Annotated in this window: 13 protein-coding genes and 1 tRNA gene; 8 read left to right on the top strand and 6 right to left on the bottom strand. The window is 67.6% G+C overall.

All coding sequences use genetic code 11. The features are described 5' to 3' along the window. Positions 1-42: 42 nt before the first annotated feature. The 3 genes from Q0P60_RS11060 to Q0P60_RS11050 all read right to left on the bottom strand — a co-directional run bounded on the left by Q0P60_RS11060 (position 43) and on the right by Q0P60_RS11050 (position 10,831). Complete coding sequence (locus Q0P60_RS11060; RefSeq protein ID WP_294992780.1) at positions 43-3,732, bottom strand: hypothetical protein; 3,690 nt, start codon at positions 3,730-3,732, stop codon at positions 43-45. Then, the gene (locus Q0P60_RS11055) at positions 3,729-9,815 is read right to left on the bottom strand and encodes a CshA/CshB family fibrillar adhesin-related protein (protein WP_294992775.1); all 6,087 of its coding nucleotides are present in this window, start codon (positions 9,813-9,815) and stop codon (positions 3,729-3,731) included. The genes Q0P60_RS11060 and Q0P60_RS11055 overlap by 4 nt, the downstream gene beginning before the upstream one ends. A 449-nt stretch (positions 9,816-10,264) precedes the next feature. Beyond that, entirely contained in the window at positions 10,265-10,831 is a 567-nt protein-coding gene (locus Q0P60_RS11050) for a TetR/AcrR family transcriptional regulator (RefSeq protein ID WP_294992771.1), read from the bottom strand. A gap of 170 nt (positions 10,832-11,001) precedes the next feature. Between Q0P60_RS11050 and Q0P60_RS11045 the strand changes: the two genes are divergently transcribed. Further along, on the top strand, positions 11,002-11,832 hold the full coding sequence (locus Q0P60_RS11045) for a universal stress protein (protein WP_294992767.1): 831 nt from the start codon (positions 11,002-11,004) through the stop codon (positions 11,830-11,832). Here Q0P60_RS11045 and Q0P60_RS11040 read toward each other — a convergent pair. Next, positions 11,780-12,673: a helix-turn-helix domain-containing protein gene (locus Q0P60_RS11040; protein WP_345780328.1), complete on the bottom strand. Its 894-nt coding sequence runs from the start codon at positions 12,671-12,673 to the stop codon at positions 11,780-11,782. The two genes, Q0P60_RS11045 and Q0P60_RS11040, sit on opposite strands and share 53 nt — an antisense overlap. A 147-nt stretch (positions 12,674-12,820) precedes the next feature. Between Q0P60_RS11040 and Q0P60_RS11035 the strand changes: the two genes are divergently transcribed. Both Q0P60_RS11035 and Q0P60_RS11030 read left to right on the top strand, forming a co-directional pair. Then, the gene (locus Q0P60_RS11035) at positions 12,821-13,381 is read left to right on the top strand and encodes a GNAT family N-acetyltransferase (protein WP_294992760.1); all 561 of its coding nucleotides are present in this window, start codon (positions 12,821-12,823) and stop codon (positions 13,379-13,381) included. Between the two features lie 121 nt (positions 13,382-13,502). Further along, entirely contained in the window at positions 13,503-14,420 is a 918-nt protein-coding gene (locus tag Q0P60_RS11030; RefSeq protein WP_294992757.1) for a dihydrodipicolinate synthase family protein, read from the top strand. A gap of 21 nt (positions 14,421-14,441) precedes the next feature. On the opposite strand, the gene Q0P60_RS11025 is transcribed toward Q0P60_RS11030, so the two are convergent. Together Q0P60_RS11025 and Q0P60_RS11020 are read right to left on the bottom strand one after the other, a co-directional pair. Beyond that, complete coding sequence (locus Q0P60_RS11025; protein WP_294992754.1) at positions 14,442-15,293, bottom strand: DUF2971 domain-containing protein; 852 nt, start codon at positions 15,291-15,293, stop codon at positions 14,442-14,444. Positions 15,294-15,387: 94 nt separating this feature from the next. Further along, a tRNA-Arg gene (locus Q0P60_RS11020) sits at positions 15,388-15,464 on the bottom strand. 182 nt (positions 15,465-15,646) lie between these two features. Here Q0P60_RS11020 and Q0P60_RS11015 point away from each other — a divergent pair. The 5 genes from Q0P60_RS11015 (at position 15,647) to Q0P60_RS10995 (ending at position 20,281) form a co-directional block, all read left to right on the top strand. Beyond that, positions 15,647-17,179: an aldehyde dehydrogenase family protein gene (locus Q0P60_RS11015; RefSeq protein ID WP_294992750.1), complete on the top strand. Its 1,533-nt coding sequence runs from the start codon at positions 15,647-15,649 to the stop codon at positions 17,177-17,179. Next, positions 17,179-18,018 (top strand): SDR family oxidoreductase, encoded by an 840-nt coding sequence (locus tag Q0P60_RS11010; protein WP_294992747.1) that lies wholly within the window; start codon positions 17,179-17,181, stop codon positions 18,016-18,018. Before Q0P60_RS11015 ends, Q0P60_RS11010 begins: the two co-directional genes overlap by 1 nt. 138 nt (positions 18,019-18,156) lie before the next feature. Then, positions 18,157-18,441 carry a DUF4190 domain-containing protein gene (locus Q0P60_RS11005; RefSeq protein WP_294992744.1) on the top strand — a complete coding sequence of 95 codons (285 nt, stop codon included), beginning with the start codon at positions 18,157-18,159 and terminating at the stop codon, positions 18,439-18,441. A gap of 5 nt (positions 18,442-18,446) precedes the next feature. Further along, positions 18,447-19,217, top strand: a complete 771-nt coding sequence (locus Q0P60_RS11000) for a class I SAM-dependent methyltransferase (RefSeq protein ID WP_294992741.1) — start codon at positions 18,447-18,449, stop codon at positions 19,215-19,217. Positions 19,218-19,225: 8 nt separating this feature from the next. Beyond that, positions 19,226-20,281: a quinone-dependent dihydroorotate dehydrogenase gene (locus tag Q0P60_RS10995; RefSeq protein ID WP_294992738.1), complete on the top strand. Its 1,056-nt coding sequence runs from the start codon at positions 19,226-19,228 to the stop codon at positions 20,279-20,281. The last annotated feature ends 3 nt before the right edge of the window (positions 20,282-20,284 follow it).

Raw genomic sequence — 20,284 nt, 5'->3', positions numbered from 1 at the left:
CCCTTCATGGAAGCCGGGCCGCTGTGCGGCCGGCTCCTTCCGTCAGTAACGCCCGACCAGGTTCAGGTACCAGCCGCGGTGGGTGTAGTCGAACTTGGTCAGGTCGTCGCTGAAGTCGGTGAAGTTGTAGCCGACGCCGACGCGGAAGTTGCGTCCGATATCACGGTCGACACCGGCCAGCCAACCCTGCCTGCGACCACCGTCACGCACGTCCAGCAGGCGGTACTCAAGCAGCCCGTGCCACTGGTAGTACAGGTCGTAGCGCAGCTGGCCGGACGCAAAGTTGGTGGCCGAGTCGAACCACGGCCCGCTCCCCCGCCCATAGCGCACCTCGCCTTCGCGCCGGGCCGCCTTGGCCGCCACTTCCCAGCGCTGGTCGATGCGGTACACGCCCTCCAGCGACAGCACCTGGGTCCGCTGGTCGTAGTCCACGCCGTTGACCTGGCCCATCGTCGACAGGTCATACAGGTAACTGTAGCGGCCGAACAGCGCCCAGCGGTCGTTGTCCCACGGTCGGTAGGCAAAGCCGAGGTTGCCTTCGATGAAGCGCGCGCCGGCCACCGGATTGATCGCATCATCGGTATCGGCGTAATTGAAGCGCGCGGCAATCCGCCAGCTGTCGTTGAGGCGGTGGCTCAACCGGTTGGTGCTGACCCACTGCGTACGCCGTTCCGCGCCGGTATCACGACGCCACTCCAGCTTGCTCTGCCACTCGGTACCCGGTGACGTCCGTCCACCGGACAGGCTGACCGCCTTGCGGTCGACCTGGCCGGTGCTGGCATCGAGCTTGCCATTGCTGAGCGTGAATCCCGCGTTCCAGCCCACCGCCGGATAGAAGTCCATGCCAAAGGTGTGCGCCAGTCCGGACTCCTGGCCGGACTTGAGGAACTGGCTTTCGTTGAAGACATTGACCTGGTCGGACAGGCGCCAGCGCTGCCCCAGGGTCCAGCCGTCCTGCGCGTTCGGGCTGAACAGCGGGTCGTACTCGCTGCGGTCGGTGGACTGGGTGAATGCACCGTAGAAGCTGTGCTGCGGGGTCAAGCGGTACTCGGCATTGACCTGTGCGGCGGTCCCACGATCGCCATCACTGACCTCGGCACCGACCGTGGAGAGGTTGGCGAAGGTCCAGGTGCCGCCGGCCACCACCGCATCGTTGTCGGCATAGCGGCCATGATCGTCGTCCACGGTCAGCTGGCCACCGCCGTACACATCCAGCGAGGTCCCGATGCGATGGGTATAACGTGCCGCGGCCAGCACGCCGGCCACGTTGCCGCCACGGCCGCGATCCTCCTGCACGCGGCGCAGCTCGGCCGACAGCCGGTCGTTGTCGCCAATCCGCCATTCGGCGGTGGCCTGGGCCTGGATCAGCGACTCCGCACCACGTCGTGCCTCGCTGTAGCGCGCATACAGGCTGAAGTCGTCCGTCACGTAACCGAGCAGCTCAGCGCCCTGCTCGCGCACGCGCTGGCCGGTATCGAAACGCCCGACCGAATAGCCGCCGTCGACCTGCCGCCACCAGGCGCCCGCGCTCCAGTCGCGCTGGGTCCAGCCCAGCTCGCGCAGATTGACGCGCGCCTCGACGGCAGTCGCCTCGCCTTCGCGCGGCCCTTCCGGATTCAGGCGACTGAAGCTGAGGCCACCGTTGTCGGAGAAGAACACCGGTGCACTGGTGGCCTCGCTGCGGCTGTGTTCGACCTTCAGGTAGGTGCCGCGCCCGGCCTGCAGGGTCAGGTCCGCGCCCTTCAGCGAGTAGTCCTGGCCGGCGCGCTGCTCGTCCACGTAGGTCGCGCCGACCGCGACGTGATCACCGAACCAGTGCTTGCCGCGCACGCCGGCGGTGATGTCATCGCTGTCGAAGCCGGTCGGCACCCATTCGTAATCGACGATCAGGCGCTGTTCGTAGCCATCCAGCGGCACGTCACGGCTGATCCGGCGCAGGTTCTCGCGGCTGACCTGGGCCAGTGGCCGGGTCAGCAGGATGCGGCCCTGCAATGCATCGATCTCATAATCGGCGCCACGCACCATCGGCACGCGCTGCTCGACGCGGCCGGTGGTACGGTCACGGATCTCCAGCACCACCTGGTCCGAGCCGCTGAGGATGCTGGCATGGCGCAGGTAGTACAGGCTGCCGCCGGTACCGATGAACTCGCTGTGGCCGGGCGCGATTTCGGCCTGCGAACCGAACAGGCGCAGCTCACTGCGCGCGTCGCCCCAGGCATTGGCACCGCGTGAGCGCCACGACAACGCCGCGCCGTACAGCGAACGCACGTACTGCGCGTACTCGGTGCCGGTCAGGCCGGTGTTGTAGTTGCCCCACAACGCCTGGTTCTTGTCCCAGTCCATGCGCAGGTAGAAGCGCCCCATGCTGTCCACGTCACGCCGGGTCAGCGAATCGTCACCGTAGGTCGGGTAGTACAGGTCCGGATCGAGGGTACGGAACAGATCACGCGGGTCGGCGCTGGTGAAGCCGGTGAACAGTTCATCCAGCGGACGGTTCTGGGTATCGGCCTGCGCGGTCAACAGGTAACGACCGCGGGTCTTGGCCTTCAGGTAGAACGCCAGGCGGCCGTCGCTGAGCACATCATCGTTGCGCTCGCCGCGGGCCAGGTCCTGCCCCGCCCCACTGGCCTTGTTCTGGTACACGGTGATGTCGGCCAGGCCGACACCGAACAGGTACTGGCCACTGACATCCACGTCCAGCGTGCGCGCGATGGCCGGTGCATCCGGCCGCTCGACACGCACGTCGAAGGCATGGTGGCCGATCGGCATCAGGTACTCGGCGGCGAACTTGCGGTCCTGGTCCAGCGGATAGCTGTCGCCATTGATCTTCAGCGAGGCGCCCAGCGGCAGGTCGCGGCCACGCAGGCGGACGCGCGAACCGTACACGGGGATGTTCTGCTGGCGCAGGCCGTTGCTGTCGAACACCTGCTGCAACAGCGACAACGACGCCGCCTGGTTGGCATCCACCGCGGTGCCGCGACGGTCCTCCAGCGCATCACGCAACTGCTGGTTGCCGCGCTCGAACTCGGCCGGCGTGACCAGCTGCATCGACTGCGCGGTGGTTTCATCGACGTTGCCCTCGGCGTCGTAGGCGCGCAGCACGTAGACCAGGCGATCACCGCGGCGCAGTGGCGTCGACGCCGGCAGCACGCCATCCCAGCGGCCCTGCGCGACCGCAGCCACCGGCAGCTCGAAGGTCGCCAACGGCGCAACACGGTCGGTATCGCTGCCGCGGTAGAGGCTCACCTCCAGCCGCTGGATGAAGGCGGTGTAGTTGCCCCGCACGTAGAACTCGACCGGCCGCACGATGCGTCCTTCGTCGAAGGCCACCATGCCCGGTGCAGACACCGACAACTCGGGCTGGCCCATCGCCGGGTCCTCGGTGGCCCAGATCGCGCCGCCTTCCGGCAGGCGGATCATGAACTCGCCACGGACGGTGGCCTTGCCCGGTTCATCGATCGCCAGGCTGACCCGGCGATCCGGCTGCAGTACCTGCGACGACGAGCGCGTCGAGGTTCCTGCGGTCACCGGCTCGTCGTAGCTGCGCGAGCGCACGCTGAACAGCAGCTCGCCTTCGGCATTGCACTGGTTGCCGTCGCAGCGGATCGGTGCCGGTTCGGCGGCAGGCGGCGCGGCCTGGGTGGTGCCGGCCAGTCCCAGCAGCAGCGCCTGGTACAGCGCGGCGCGCGGCAGTCGGGCCGCGCGGCGGGCGGCGGTGTGATGCGCGCTCATCGGCGGGCCTCCTGTTGGCGGGCGGCCGCACGGGTGGCGGCGCTCTCCTCGTTGCGGACGCGCAGGCGCTGCTGCACGGCGGGGCTGAGCTGGCTGCGCAACGCCTCGAACACGGCATTGGCACGGCGCAGGCCCAGCGCCTGGTTGTAGGCATGGCTGCCGCGCACATCGGTATGCCCGACCAGGCTGACCTGGCCGCCGCCCATCTTCTCCAGGCGTGCGGCGATGGCCGCCAGCAGCGGCCTGAATTCCTCGCGCACGACCGCCTTGTCGGTATCGAACAACACGTTGCCCAGCAGCGCGCCACTTGCATCGACACCGGCCAGCAGCGAATGCGGATCCTGCACATCGGTGCGCAGCTGCACGGTCAGGCCGGCCCGCGCGCTTTCGGCCACTTCGGCCTGCAGCGCATCACGCACGGCCACGGCACGGGCGAAGGCCAGCGCCTGGCTTTCGCCATTGGCAGCGATCACCACGTCGCCGCCCTGGTAGCGGTTCACCACCTCGGCCATCCTGGCCAGGACCGGGCGGTAGCCGTCGCGCAGCTCGCTGCTGCCCGGCGCGAACAGGACCTCGCCCAGTGCCAGCTCCATGCGTTCGGCCGCCGCCTGCGGCGACGCGGGCAGGCGCACACCGAAGCTGAAGCGCGTCGGCACGCCCTGGGTAACCCGCCGCAGCAGCGGATTCTCGGTGGTCAGTTCGGCACCGGCCGGTACCGTGGCCGGGTCCAGCTTGATGATGAAGTTGCGGCCCAGGCGCGCGTCGCCGCCGTGCACGTCAGCCAGGTGATAGCGGCCGAACGGATCGGTCTCGACCAGCAGGCCTTCCACCGTGGCCAGGCGCACGCCCGGGATGCCCTGCTCCTGGATGCCCTCGTTGCCGATCACGTAGGCCACTTCATAGCCCTCGGCCACGCGGGCGATTTCGCGGCGCACGGTCGGCAGCGCGGCGGTCAGGCCCTTGCCGGCATCGCCACCGAGCTGGACGCGGGAGGTGCCCTGCGCATCCAAGGTCAGGCGATGACCCTGTGCGCTTTCCAGCACGAAGTCATCGCTGAAGGCCAGCTCACGCAGGCGCTGGCGCAGCACCACCTGGTGCGCCTCGGCGCTGTCGGAAGTCGAAGCGCGGCCATGCACAACGCCGATCTGCACGCCGTGCAGCAGCGGTGCGCTCGCGTCGGCCAGCGGTTGCGGGCCTTCACCCCGGTCCAGCGTGGTCGAGCCGGCCACATAGGCCGAGGCGGCAAAGCCCCCCTGCACGCGCACGCCGGTCAGTTCGGCGCTGTCCTGCCAACCGTCACCATCGCGGTCATCGAACACGGTGCCGAACACCAGGCTGTCTTCCAGCAGCGGATCGGCATCCATCGCGACTTCGGCGGTCGCCACGTTCGACAGCGGGCTGCCGTCATCGGCGGTGGCCACGGCCTGGTTCACGTGGGTGCCTGCGCGTACGCCTGCGCCCACCCGCAACAGATAGGTGATGGTGGCGCTTCGCCCCACCGCGATATCCACCGCACCGATGCGCAGCGGCGACTGGCTGCTGGCCAGCGCGAAGGCACCATCCTCATCGGCCACACGCATCGAGCCGTCGACATAGCTGAAGCCCGGCGGCGGCGTATCGACCACCACGCCATTGCGCCAGTGGCTGCTGCCGACGTTCTCGACCACCAGCTGGTAGCGCACCAGATCGCCGACCTTCACCCGGCGCGGGTTCGCCGTCTTGGTGATGCGCAGCGCGAAATCGGAGACCACCTTGTGGCGGGTCTCGCAGGTGGTGCAGTCCGGCGGCGGCGAGCCGTCCGGGTACTGGCCACGCAGGCGGTTCAGCACTTCGGTGCGTGCTTCCTGGTTGACGATCGCCTGGTACGCATATTCATGGCGACCCACCGCGGTTCCCGCCGGCACCGTGCACACGATCTCGGCCCCCTGCTGTGCGCATCCGGCCGGAAGGCTCTCGATGCTGAGCCCGGCATCGGGCGTGTCCACCAGCTGCAGCGGCTTGCGCAGGGCGGCCCGCTCGACGGTGGCGACGAGGGTGTAACGCAGGCGGTCGCCTGGGCGGACTTCGGTACCGCTGGCCGGGCCGGACTGCTTCTCCAGCAGCACCCTGGGTTCGGCCAGCGCATGCTCGGTGCTGCAATCGCCACTGCAGGTGGGCGTATCACCGCCAGTGCCGAGCACCGCATTGCGCACGCTGCCACTGGCCTGTGCATTGACCTGCGCGCGATAGCCCAGCGTATAGGTACCCGGCGCGGTTCCGGCCGGCAGCGAGCAGACCAGCGGGTTGGCCGCATTGCAGGTGAACGGTCCGGGCTGGGTCACCGACTGCAGGTCCAGGCCGACGCCCAGGGTGTCGGTCAGGATCAGCGTATCGGTGGTCTGCGAGTTGGCGACTGTGACTTCAACGCTGTAGTCGACCGCATCGCCTACGCCGACCGGGGCAACCGTGGAAGACTGCTTGCGATAGGTCACCACCGCCGCAAGCACCGGCGTGGTGGTGCCACAGTTGCTGGTACAGGTGTTGATGCCGGTACCGCTGCCCAGCACCGCATTGCTGACGCTGCCCTTGGCCTGCGCGTTCACCTTCGCGGTGTAGTTCACCGTGTAGGTGCCCGGCGCGGTGCCGGCCGGCAGCGAGCACACCAGCGGATTGGCGGCGTTGCAGCTGAAGCCCTGGCTGGACGTGACCGCGCCGAAATCAAGGCCCGGGCCCATGGTATCGGTCAGGGTGAATACTGCCGTGGTGCGCGAATGGCTGACCACCGCGCTGAGGGTGTAGGCGATGCTGTCGCCGACCTTGACCGCACCGGCCGCCGCCGAGGTCTTCCGGTAATCGATCGCGCTGCCGGTCACCGGCGTGCTGGTGCCACAGTTGGCACTACAGGACGGATTGTCGCCACCACTGCCCAGCACCGCATTGGTGACCTGGCCGGTGGCCTGCGCGTTCACCACCGCGGTGTAGGACAGGCTGTAGCTGCCCGGCGCGGTGCTGGCCGGCAGCGTGCACACCAGCGGATTGGCGGCGTTGCAGGTGTAGGCGCCGGCGCTGGTCACGGCGCCGAAGTCGAGGCCGGTGCCGAGCGTATCGGTCAGTGTCACCACCGCGGTGGTGCGCGAGTTGGTCACCACCGTGGTCAGGGTGTAGGTCAGGCGGTCGCCGACCGATACCGGGCCAGTGCTGTTGACCGACTTGGCATAGCTCACGCCCGGCGTGGCCACCGGCGTGGTGGTATCGCAGTTCACGCTGCACGACGGCGTGTCGGTGCCGGTGCCGAGCACCGCATTGCGCACGCTGCCACTGGCCTGGGCGTTGACGGTGGCGCCATAGGTGAGGCTGTAGGTGCCCGGCACGGTACCGGCCGGCAGGGTGCAGACCAGCGGATTGGCGGCGTTGCAGGTGAATGCGCCGGCATTGCCGATGCCAGCAAAATCGAGGCCGCTGCCCAGGGTGTCGGTCAGCGTGACCACGGCGGTCGTGCGCGCACGGGTCACGGTCACGCGCAGGGTGTAGTCGATGCGGTCACCAACCCGCACCGGACCACCGGTGGACGCCTGCTTGGCGTACACCACCTGCGGGCTGGCCATCGGCGTGGTGGTATCGCAGCTGCCGACGCAGGAGGGATTGTCGGTGCCGCTGGGCACCACCGCGTTGCGCACCTGGCCGCTGGCCTGTGCATTGACGATGCCGGTATAGGAGAACGCATAGCTGCCCGGCACGGTTCCCGCCGGCAGGGTGCACACCAGCGGATTGCCCGGCGTGCAGGTGAATCCACCGGCGTTGGTCACGCTGCCGAAGTCCAGGCCGGTGCCCAGCGTATCGGTCAGCGTGGTCACCGCCCGGGTGCGCGCATCGGCCACCAGCACGGTAACGGTATAGGCCACGCTGTCACCCACTGCGACCGGACCGGCAGTGGCACTGGCCTTGGATACCGAGATCTTCGGTACGGCCACCGGCGTGGTGGTGGTGCAGTTGCTGCTGCAGGTCGGTGTATCGGTGCCGGTGCCGACCACGGTGTTGACCACCTGGCCGCTGGCCTGCGCGTTGACGGTGGCGGTGTAGCTCAGGCTGTAGGTGCCCGGCACGGTGCCGGCCGGCAGCGTGCACACCAGCGGATTGGCCGCATTGCAGGTGAACGCACCGGCATTGCTGACACTGGCGAAGTCCAGGCCGGTGCCCAGGGTATCGGTCAGGGTCAGCACGTCACGGGTGTTGCCGTCGGCCACGGTGACATCGACCGTGTAGCTGACCGTTGCGCCCACCGCGACCGGGCCGGTGGTGTTGGAGCGCTTGGCATAGCCGATGCGGGTGACCGGCACGGTGACGTCACTGCGCGTGCAGTGGTCGGCCTCGGTGCAGCCGGCGCCCGGGGCCGGCGGCGTACCGTTGTTGAAGGGATCGTAGCCACCGCCCACGCTGGCGTGGTTGCGCAGCGTGCCGTTGGCCGCCGCAGTGACCGTCACCGGCAGAGTGAACGTCGAGGTGGCACCCGGGCTGCCGGCAGCCGCCAACACCGTGCTGCTGGTGCAGGTGACATCCTGGCCGCTGGCGGTACAGCTCCAGTCACCGCTGGCATGCGCGCCGGTCCAGTTCGGCGTGATGCCGGCAGGCAGCAGGTCGCGCACGGTGATCACGCCCACCGGCACATTCGGCGGGTTGCCGGTCGCCACGTCGCTGGTGTTGCTGACCGTGAGCGTGTACTGCGTCCCGGCCTGACCGTAGTTCCAGACACCGCCGGTGGCGTTGTTGGTCTTCACCACTTTCAACGACGGCGCGGTAATGGTGATCAGGTGGTCCTCCACCTCGCCGTCATCGGCCACGCCGACCGGCTGCTGGATCTGTGCCGGGTTGTTGGCGTAACGCAGGCGCACATAGCTGGTGCCGGCGCTTACCTGCGACGGCACGGTCCAGCTCAGGTTGGCCTGCCCGCCGCTGCAGGCGGCGGTGGTGCTGCGTTCATTGGCATCGAACGTGCCATTGCGGTTGAAGTCGATCCAACCGGCCACGTTGCCATTGCCGACGCAGGCCACGGGCTGGTTGACCTGGGTCCCGGCCTGCATCACCGTCAAGCGGTAGCTGCTGGGCCATGCGTTCTCTTCGTTTGGATTTCCAGCCGGGAAGTTGTCATCACCCTTTGCGTCAGCGCTGTAGCTGCTCTTCTGCTCGGTGTCCGGTCCGACGGTACCCAGGAAATCGGTCAGCGGCGGCGCCAGACCACCCGGCGTGTAGCCGGCGGTGTTGATGTTGGTGGCGGCGCCATTCACGGCCAGGCCGTCCGGGCGGAACTGCAGATCGTCCACCACGTGCATGGCATCGCCGTAGCTGGCAGGCGCATCGCCGAAGTCGGCGTACGGCACCAGCAGTCCGATGGCGATGGCCGTGGCGCCGGTGCCGCGGATCGAGAACCCCATGTTGACGGCCAGATTGCCCGGCGCATGCGCGGCGTTGTCGAAGTTGAGGAAGGTCACCGCCGCGGTGTTGTTGTCGTTGCCCGGCCCGAAGCGCACCACGCTGTTCGCGCCGCTCATCGACTTGGTCACGTTGTACGGGCCGGCGCCAAGGTTCTTGCGCATTTCGACCACGTTCCAGGTGCCGAGCGCACTGGCCTCGACGAACTCACCGCTGTTGTTGATCGACTCGGCGTCGGCCATCACCACGCCACGCAGGCGATACGGGGCACCGCCCAGGGTCGATACGCAGTTGATCTCGAACGTGGATGTGCCGCCGTTGCGCACGATGCCGGCGATCAGGCGGTTGCTGGTGCCGGTGCCGCCAACGTTGTAGAGATCATCCAGGCTGTCGCCGCTGTAGTTTCCGGGCCGGTAACTCTGCAGCGAACCACCGCCGCCGATGTTGGCCAGGCTGCAGCTGACATTGAGATTGATGCCGGCCGCGACCGGCATCGAGATCGACGAGGTGTCACCGTTGTTCAGCGTGACCCCGTTCGTTCCCAGGTCCGAACCGCCACCCCAGGTCAGCCACAGCACCGTATTGCGGTACGGGCTGCTGCCGCCGGTGGCGTAGGCCGCGGCCCAGGCCAGCGAGGGCGCCGCCATCGACAGCAGCATCAACAGGCTGATGGCCATCCAGCGGCGGAAATGCCGGCACTGCTGGTTTTTCTCGGGATGAACGCATCCACCGCCCGCGCGAAAGCGCGACGTCGTCGACTGCCACATGTTGATTTCCCCGCTCGACCCGCAGATGGGCCGAAGTTCAGTGGGTGACCTGGGACGAAATCCCGGTACCGGCGGCGCGCGCAACTACGTGTTCTGCCGGCTCCGTGGCACCTGCCTCGTCCCTGCACCCGGTTGGTTGGGCACGTAAAGCTGTGACCAAGTTAACACATTTCGTACAAATGTGTGACTCACATCACATTAACGTTTGCCGAGTCTGGTGCGAAGCCCACGCCCACAGTTGTACCAATGCCGCATACGGCACCCGTGCACGATTCCGGCAGTCGCAGCGCCCTTTCCGGCAAGTCACCACGCGAATTCGGCGCGCGTTGCGTCCACGCGCAGCGTGCCGCAGCCGTCGCTCAGGCGTTCATCGCGCCATGCTGGAACGAGGCCAGCAGCGTGGACGCCGCCATCGCCGGCGCCAATCGGCCGCGCGCGAGCGACCAGGTGATGCCGTAGAAGCAGGTCCAGTAGAAGTCGGCCAGCCACACTGCAGTGAAGCCGACGTTGAACTCGCCCGACGCCTGGCCCCGCAGGAAAAACGCCTCGAAACGCTCGCCGATCGGCGCCCAGCGTTCCGGCAGCAGGTGCAGGTCACCCTGGCGCTGCTGCTCTTCCATCATCCGCGCGAACACCAGCGTCACCAGCTCCCAGTCGGCCAGCAGTTCCGCCGTGACCTGCTCGAGTGCCTGCCGCGCATCCGCGTCGCCATCGAACCTGCGGGCCGCCGCTTCCAGCCGCTCGAAGCCCGCCACGAACAGGGCTTCGTCGATCGCCTCGCGGGTCGGCGCAAACCGGTACAGCGTGGCCCGGCTGATGCCCGCCCCACGCGCCAGCTCGCTGAGCGTGCAGCGCGGATGGCTGACCAGGGTGGCAGCCAGGGCGTGGTGCAGATCGCGGCGGTTACGTGCGGTGGCAGCGCGCATGGAAGGACCAGGATGCAGGGCATCGTCACGCTAGCATGAATCATAAATTAATAAACTGAATCAAAAATGATTCAACCGAAACAAGGATGCGCTACAACAGAGGCGCGTCCGGTGCACCCGGGTCGGTGCACCGCAGGGAACGCGTCACACGCATCGAAGGAGACAACGCCATGCTGCATCCACTACGCGACATCGCCGTACTGTTTGATGCGAGTGACACCGGAAACCGCATCCTGAACATCGCCGCGCATCTGGCGCAGGCCCAACAGGCGCACCTGATCGCGGTCTCCACCGCCCAGCATCCGAGCGACATTGCCAACGGTTTTGCCCGTGGCGCCGGCATTGCCGCCGCGCTCGACCACGAAGCCCGCGCCGATGCGGCCTGCACCGCACAGCTGATGCAGAACCTGCACGGCGCGGCGGAGCCGCTGCAGCTCAGCACCGAGCTGCGCATCGTCTCGGATTATCTTGGCGGCGCCGACCTTGCCCTGCACTCGCTGTACTGCGACCTGATCATTGCCGGCTATCCGCATACGCCCGGCGCACCCAGTGGCTGGCACCCGCTCGGCACGCTGCGCCAGACCGGCGTACCGATGCTGCTGGTGCCGCCGCACTGGCGCGGCGAGCAGGTCGGGCGGCGCATCGTCGTGGCCTGGAATGCCAGCAAGCAGGCGCGACGCGCGGTGGCCGACGCACTGCCGCTGCTGGCGCGCGCGCAGGCGGTGCACCTGCTGATGGTCGACACCCCCAAGGCCGACGCCGCCCCGGGCGCGGAGATGGCCCAGCATCTGTCCCGGCACGGTGTCGAGGTGGAGATCCAGGCGATCAGCTCCAGCCAGGGCGGCGTGGCCGCCACCATCCGCCAGCATGTGCTCGATGCTGAAGCCGACCTGCTGGTGCTCGGTCCCTACAGCCGCAGCCGCGTGGTCGAGCGCGTGCTCGGTGGCGTCACCGAGGACCTGCTGGCCGAGGTTCCGGCACCGTTGTTCGTGTCCCATTAGCCATGCCCTGCCCCGCACGGCGGTAGCCACTCAGCGATTGCCCGGTATGGCGCCGGAAGTAGCGGCACAGGTAGGACGCATCCTCGAAGCACAGGCGCTCGGCGATGCGTCCGATCGGCAGCTCGCTGTAACTCAGCAGCGCCTTGATCTCCAGCACCACCTGACGGTCGATCAACGCCTTCGGCGTTTCATCGAAACATTCCCGGGTCAGCTGTGAAAGATAGAACGGGGTGATGCACAGCGCCTCGGCGTAGGACTGCACGTCGCGCTGGCGCGTGCTGCGCTGGCCGACCAGCTCCCAGAAATTCCAGGCCAGGCGCTCGCGCCGGCTCACCTGCTGCACCGCCACGTGGCGCGTCGGCAGCAACGTGGCGAATTTCAGGAAGAAGGTCTGCAGCAGGTTGCGCAGCATCACGTGCCGGTAGCGCCCGCCATTGTGCTGCGCGTCCAGCAGCTGCTGCAGCCACCCCTGCAGCAGCGGCACCTCCAGCGGCGACGGAACGCAGTGGGGCTGCTCGTGCAGGAACTTGAACAGCGCATTGGGCAGCACATAGGCCACCTCCGACGCCAATGCCTTGGGCATCAGGCAGACCATCGCCAGGAAACCGCGCGAGCGCTGCCGCAGCAGGGCCAGCGTGTCCTCCGCCAGCACCAGCACATCGTGCCGCTGCACCGCCACCTCGCGGAAATTCAGCGCAAAGCGTGCGCGCCCGCCCAGGCACACCAGCACCGCCAGGTAAGCGTGCCCGAAGGACAACGGGACGCCCTGCCCCTCGGCCAGCGTGCTGACTTCCAGGCGCATGGATTCGTCCTGATCCAGAAGCTGGGGTATGCGGTCCATGAGCCGATCCGTCGGGATTCCGGGGAGCAGCTTACCGGGCAGCCGGAACGAGTTGTGAAAAGTACCGAAATCATCAAGGTCCCGCTCTGGGGCCGCGGTGCCGCCGGGCCTAGCCTGTGCGCTCTCTTCCTGCACCTGCAAGCGGCCATGACCCTGCATACCGAACGCCTGATCCTGCGTCCCTGGCGCGACACCGACGCCACCGACCTGTACACCTATGCCCGCGATCCGCGGGTTGGGCCCATCGCGGGTTGGCCAGCCCACACCAGTGTCGAGGAAAGTGCCGAGATCATCCGCACGGTCTTCAACCGGGCCGAAGTCTACGCATTGCAGAGCCGCGAGGACGGCCATGCCATCGGCTGTGTCGGCATCCTGATCGGCGCCGACAGCAACTTCGAGATCGGCGAATTCGAGGGCGAGATCGCCTATTGGATCGGCGTGCCGTACTGGGGCCGCGGCCTGGTCCCCGAGGCCGTGCGCGAGGTGATGCGGCATGCCTTCCTCGGCCTGCAGCTGGACGCGCTGTGGTGTGGCTACTACGCCGACAACCTGCAGTCGATGAGCGCGCGGGCCAAGTGCGGCTTCCGCCATCACCACACCGAGGTCAACGCGTTCAACCGCTTCCTCGGCGACTACCGCACCGAGCACATCAGCCGCATCACCCGCGGCGAGTGGCAGGCGCAGCAGGCTGCACCACTGCCGGGATGAACCGGTCCGGCATCCTCCAGCCGGCCATCCTTGAATTTTGTCCTATGACAATAAACAATGCCTGGCGTCCACGCGCCGCCCGCCGGTTGCCAGCCCATCCACCGTCCACTCCGGGTATCCCATGTTCCACGGCCACAGTGCATTCCCGCTCACGCCCCTCGCCGACCAGGACATCGACATGCGCGCGTTCACCGGCCTGGTCGATCGCCTGGCGGTCTCCGGGGTGGACTCGATCGGCATCCTCGGCTCCACCGGCAGCTACGCCTATCTGCAGAAGGACGAGCGCAAACGGGTGCTGCGCCAGGCCGTTGCCCATGCCGGTGGCGTACCGGTGATCGCCGGCGTCGGCGCGCTGCGCACCCGTGACGTGCTGGAACTGGCCATCGATGCCGAAGACGCCGGTGCGGCCGGGCTGCTGCTGGCGCCGGTGTCCTACCAGCCGCTGAAGGAACATGAGGTCGAGGCGCTGTTCGAAGCGGTCTGCAGCGCAGTACGCACCCCGATCTGCGTCTACGACAATCCGGGCACCACCCACTTCCGCTTCAGCGATGAGCTGCATGGGCGGATCGCCGCCCTGCCCAACATCGCCTCGATCAAGATTCCGCGCCTGTCCGACGACCCGGCCGAGGCCGCGGCCCGGGTTGCCGCCCTGCGCAGCCGCATCCCGGCACACGTCACCCTCGGCATCAGCGGCGACGCCGCCGCCGTGCATGGACTGGCTGCGGGCTGCGATGGCTGGTACTCGGTGATCGGCGGCCTGTTCCCCGAACTGGCACTGCGGATCACCCGTGCCGCGCGCGGCGGAGAACTTGCCACGGCACAGGCGCTGTCGGCGCAGCTGGCCCCGCTATGGGCGCTGTACGACCGCTTCGGCGGCCTGCGTGTGATCGCGTGCGCCGCCGCATTGATGGGCCTGTGCGCCGACGACAACCTGCCCCACCCCCTGCTCCCACTGCGCGGCCACGACCGCGCCCAGGTCGCCGAAGCCCTAAAAAAGGGGACGGAGGGGATTAAGTCGTTTATGGCACATGCGACTTAATTCCCTCCGTCCCCTTTTTTCTTATCTGTACGACGCTGCAGATTTGATGACTTGCGTCTTTGTGTAACCCATTGTCCCCAGCATGACCTTCATCTGCATCTCGCTGGCTTCGGCTCGCGGTCCGATCCAGACTTCGCGGATTGCCTCGAGCTTGTCGGGCAACTTCAGATCAGAGTAAGGCGTGGGATTGGTACCCCGCATGAGAAACTTCAGGTCTGGGGGCTCCAGGAGCTGCGAGGGGTAGGAGAGCTTCGGCATCGGCGCTGCGTCATCCACCATAATGGGATTGCACAGCCGAACCTCGGACTCCTCGCTGAATGCGGGATTCTTCATGCCTGCCACGTCAAGAAGCAGGTCCATGATGGCCCATCTCACGCTGTTCGCATCAAGCCCGTCCGGCTTGGCCGAGCTGACCAGACTTTGCTCGAACGCACTTTCCAGCATCTTCCGCTGCGCTTCAACATCGTAGCAGACGCGCATCATGGTGCCCCTCAATGCTCGAATGGAAGCTGCGGAAAATCCAATGCAGAAACCCGCACCGTTGTTCGCGTAGGCCCGCCACTGGCTCAGCTGGTCCTTCCTCATGGAAAAGCAGCTGGCAAGCACCTTGAACTTGCTGCCGGCCGATGCCAGAAACTCATCAATAGTGCCCTCCGTCCGCACCAACCTGAGAATTTCATCGCGGGCCAGAATTTCTCCCAGCAGCTTCGCCCCCCAACTCAGCTCCATGGAGTCGTTCATGGTTGCCAGATCACAGAGACGAAGGGTCCCGTGACTGAGGACCGCCAACAGGGTCTCAGCCGAGCAGTAGTGATACAGCAGTTCGTCATTGCTCTGCGGGCTGTACCGCAGTTGAGGCATTGAAGGCGGCATCAGCTCCTCCTTGAGCCCGGGCGCCATGCAGCAGAAGGGCCAGACAGAGGAGGCAGCTCTGCGGAATGAGCCTCGCCTCATGCGGCATCGATCATGGTGACCCCGGCCCGATTCGAACGGGCGACCTTCCCCTTAGGAGGGGGACGCTCTATCCAGCTGAGCTACGGGGCCATGCAGCCGGGAAGTTTACAGGCAACGCCCCTGCCCTCCAAGCATTCATGTTCCGCCCGGTTCCGCTGGCGCATTGCACCATGGCCGGACGGAGCGCTCTGCTACCATCGGGGATTCAGTTCATCGCGTCCCCCACCTGCCCGCGATGGCGCCAAACAACGTAACGAAACACAGGAGTCTGCATGTCTTCCGAGCTGCTCAAGTCCCTTGGCCTGGACGCGATCAACGCTGGCACGTACCTGGGCAACGGGGAGTGGTCGAGCGCGACCAGCGGTGAGCTGATCACCCCGGTCAACCCGACCACCGGCGAGCCGATCGCGCAGGTCCGCGCCACCACCGAGGCCGAGTACGACACCGTCGTCGCCCGTGCCCAGGAAGCCTTCAAGGTCTGGCGCACCACGCCGGCCCCGCGCCGCGGCGAAGCCGTGCGCCTGTGCGGCGAGGCCCTGCGCAAGCACAAGGACGCGCTGGGTTCGCTGGTCGCGCTGGAAATGGGCAAGAGCAAGCCGGAAGGCGATGGCGAAGTGCAGGAGATGATCGACATCGCCGATTTCGCGGTCGGCCAGAGCCGCATGCTGTACGGCTACACCATGCACTCCGAGCGCCCCGGCCACCGCATGTACGAGCAGTACCACCCGCTGGGCCTGGTCGGCATCATCTCGGCCTTCAACTTCCCGGTCGCGGTGTGGAGCTGGAACTCGTTCCTGGCCGCCATCTGTGGCGACGTGTGCATCTGGAAGCCGTCCAACAAGACGCCGCTGACCGCCATCGCCTCGCTGAAGATCTGCAACGACGCCCTGCGCGAAGCCGGCTTCCCGGACATCTTCTTCCTGATCAACGACGCCGGTACCGCGCTGTCGGAAAAGATGGTCGATGACCGCCGCGTGCCGCTGATCAGCTTCACCGGTTCGACCCAGGTCGGCCGCACCGTCAACGAGAAGGTCGCGCGCCGCCTGGGCCGCTGCCTGCTGGAGCTGGGCGGCAACAATGCCATCATCCTGGACGAAACCGCTGACCTGAAGCTGGCCGTGCCCGGCATCGTGTTCGGTGCGGTGGGTACCGCCGGCCAGCGCTGCACCACCACCCGCCGCCTGATCGTGCATCGCTCGATCTACGCCGATGTGCTGGCCACCCTGGTCAAGGCCTACAAGCAGGTGGAAGGCAAGATCGGCGATCCGACCGATGCCGCCAACCTGATGGGCCCGCTCAACAGCGACGGTGCCGTGCAGCAGTTCCTGGATGCCATCGCCCAGGCCAAGGCCGCCGCCGGCACCATTGAAACCGGCGGCACCCGCATCGACCGTGCCGGCAACTTCGTGCTGCCGGCGATCGTCTCCGGCCTGAAGAACAGTGATGCCGTGGTCCAGCACGAGACCTTCGCGCCGATCCTGTACGTGATGCCGTACGACAGCATCGATGAAGCCATCGACATGCAGAACGGCGTGCCGCAGGGCCTGTCGTCCTCGATCTTCACCCAGAACCTGAAGACCGCCGAGAAGTTCCTGTCGGCGGCCGGCAGCGACTGCGGCATCGCCAACATCAACATCGGCACCTCGGGTGCGGAAATCGGCGGCGCGTTCGGTGGCGAGAAGGACACCGGCGGTGGCCGCGAGTCCGGTTCGGATGCGTGGAAGGTCTACATGCGCCGCCAGACCAACACCATCAACTACTCGGATTCGCTGCCGCTGGCGCAGGGCATCAAGTTCGACCTGTGATGGCAACGCGCTCGGCCACGGCTGAGGGTCAGAGCTCCTCTGGGGATCTGACCGCAACCCGGGATGGGAGCCCCTCGCGGGCTCCGATCCTCGATTTCAGCGGCCGTTGCGTGCTGATCGCCGGTGGCAGCAAGGGCATTGGCCGTGAGATGGCGCTGGCCTTTGCCGGGGCCGGCGCGCAGGTCTCGGTCTGCGCCCGCGGCCAGGCCGGCCTGGATGCGGTCCGTGCCGATGCACAGGCGCAGGGCACACCGGTGCACGCGTTCGCGGCCGATCTGGCCGACGTCGTCCAGATCCAGGCCTGGCTGCAGGCGGCCGCCGATGCCCTGGGTGGCATCGACGTGCTGGTCAACAACGCCACCGGCTACGGCATGGCTGACGACGAAGACGGCTGGGCCGCCAGCCTGCAGGTCGACCTGATGGCCGCCGTGCGTGCGTCGCGCCTGGCGCTGCCCTGGCTGCGCGCATCCAGCGACGCCTGCATCCTCAACCTGTCGTCGATCGCCGCGCAGCAGCCGCGTCCCGGCGGCGCGCCCTACGCCGCTGCCAAGGCCGCGCTCTCGCACTACACCACCTCGCAGGCCCTGGCCCTGGCCAAGGACCGGATCCGGGTCAACGCCATCGCGCCGGGCTCGATCGAATTCGCTGACGGCCTGTGGGACCGCCGTCGCAGCGAGGACCCGGCGCTGTACCACGGCACCCTGGCGAAGATCCCGTTCGGCCGTTTCGGCCACCCGCGCGAGATTGCCGACGCCGCGCTGTTCCTGTGCTCGCCGCTGGCGCGCTGGATCACCGGCAGCGTGCTCAACGTGGATGGCGGCCAGGTGTTGATGGGCTGACATCGTCCCCCGGTAGCGCGCCAACCTGGGTTGGCGTGCCTTTCGTCGACCCAGGTCGACGCCTGCCATCGTAGCCGCCAGGCATGGGATTGCCGTGGCAGAGGCACTATCATGTGCACACTGCCAAGGAGGACCCCGATGAGCGTGGCACCCCGACAGACAAGCGCCCTGGCCGTCGTCAGCCTGGTCATGGGCATCGCCAGCTGGACCGTCCTGCCCTTCGTGGCCAGCATCGTCGCCATCATCACCGGCCACATGGCCCGCGCCGAGATCCGCCGCCGCCCGCATGAACTGGAAGGCGATGGCCTGGCCGTCACCGGGCTGGTGCTGGGCTGGGTAATGGTCGGCGCGGTGGTCGCCGCGGTGCTGGTCTTCATCCTGTTCTTCGGCGGCCTGGCATGGCTGGCGGCGGTCTCGAACTGACCGCCATGACCGCCTCCGACAGCACTGAACGCTTCAGCAGCCGCGTTGCCGACTACGTCCGCTACAGGCCCGACTACCCGCCGGCCCTGCTGCAGTGGCTGCACGGCCCGATGGGCGTCAGCCCTGCCGCCGAGGTCGCCGACATCGGCGCCGGCACCGGCATCTCCAGCCGCCAGTTCCTGGCCAGCGGACATCCCGTCGTGGCGGTCGAACCCAATGCGGCCATGCGGGGCGCTGCGGAACACTGGCTGGCACCGCAGTATCCGCGGTTCCGTGCGGTGGACGGCCGCGCCGAGGCCACCGGCCTGGCCGACGCCAGCATCGACCTGGTCAGCGTCGCGCAGGCGTTCCACTGGTTCGATACCGTGGCGGTGCGCGCCGAGTGGCAACGCATCCTGCGCCCGGGTGGCCAGGCACTGATCTACTGGAATTCGCGGCTGCTCGATGCCAGCCCGTTCCTGGTCGGCTACGAACAACTGCTGCTGCAGTTCGGCACCGACTACAGCGCCGTGGCCGAGCGCTACCAGGACGATGCCACCATGCAGGCCTGGTTCGGCACCGGCCTGCGCGGCATGGTCGAGCTGCCGAACGTGCAGTACCTGGACTTCGACGCGCTGCGCGGGCGCCTGCTGTCCTCCTCCTATGCTCCGCAGGCCGATCATCCGCGCCACGCGCCGATGATCAGCGCCCTGCAGGACCTGTTCGCCGCCCACGCGGTCGACGGCCAGGTCGCTTTTGAATATCGAACCCGAGCCTTCCTCGGCACGCTGGACTGAACCGACGCATGTATTCGCTTGCCCGCCCCTTCCTGTTCTCGCTCGACGCCGAGCGCGCCCACGGCCTTGGCCTGTCCGCACTGGACCTGGCCTGGCGCACCGGCACCACGCCGTTGCTGGCCGCACGCATCGCGCCGATGCCGAGTACCGTGTTCGGGCTGACCTTCCCCAATCCGGTCGGCCTGGCCGCCGGGCTGGACAAGAACGGCGAGCACATCGATGCGCTGTTCGCGCTGGGCTTCGGCTTCGTCGAGATCGGCACCATCACCCCGCGCCCGCAGGCCGGCAATCCGCAGCCCCGGCTGTTCCGCCTGCCGGAGCACAACGCGATCATCAACCGCATGGGCTTCAACAATGCGGGCGTGGATGCGCTGGTGCGCAATGTAGAGCGCGCGCGCAACCGCCGCGGCCTGCTCGGCATCAACATCGGCAAGAACAAGGACACCCCCAACGAAAGGGCCGTGGACGATTACATCGCCTGCCTGGACAAGGTGTATCCGCTGGCCGACTACATCACCGTCAACATCTCCTCGCCCAACACCGCCGGGCTGCGTGAGCTGCAGGAGGAAACCGCGCTGCGCCAGCTGGTCAGCCAGCTGCGCGACCGCCAGGAACACCTCGCCGCCGCGCATGGCCGCCGCGTGCCGATGCTGGTGAAGGTGGCGCCGGACCTGAGTGACCGTGACATCGACGCCGCCGCGCGGGTGCTGGGCGAACTGCAGGTGGACGGCGTGATCGCCACCAACACCACCATCGACCACAGCAAGGTGGCCGGCCACCCGCTGGCCAATGAAGCCGGCGGCCTGTCCGGTGCGCCGGTGCTGGAGCAGTCCACCCTGGTGCTGCGCCGCCTGCGTTCGCGCCTACCCGAATCGGTACCGCTGGTCGGCGTCGGCGGCATCCTGTCCGGTGCCGATGCGGTGGCGAAGATGGCCGCCGGTGCGGCGCTGGTGCAGTGCTACAGCGGGCTGATCTTCCGTGGCCCGGCCCTGGTTTCCGAGTGCGTGGAGGCGATCCGCCGCCGCCGCGAAGCGCCGAGCCGCGGCGCGGTGGCACCGCTGTGAGCG

Origin of the sequence: uncultured Stenotrophomonas sp. (genome assembly GCF_945952405.1) — a bacterium.
GTDB lineage: Bacteria > Pseudomonadota > Gammaproteobacteria > Xanthomonadales > Xanthomonadaceae > Stenotrophomonas.
Note: the sequence above shows the minus strand (reverse complement) of the source record. Positions and strands in the feature narration are given on the sequence as shown.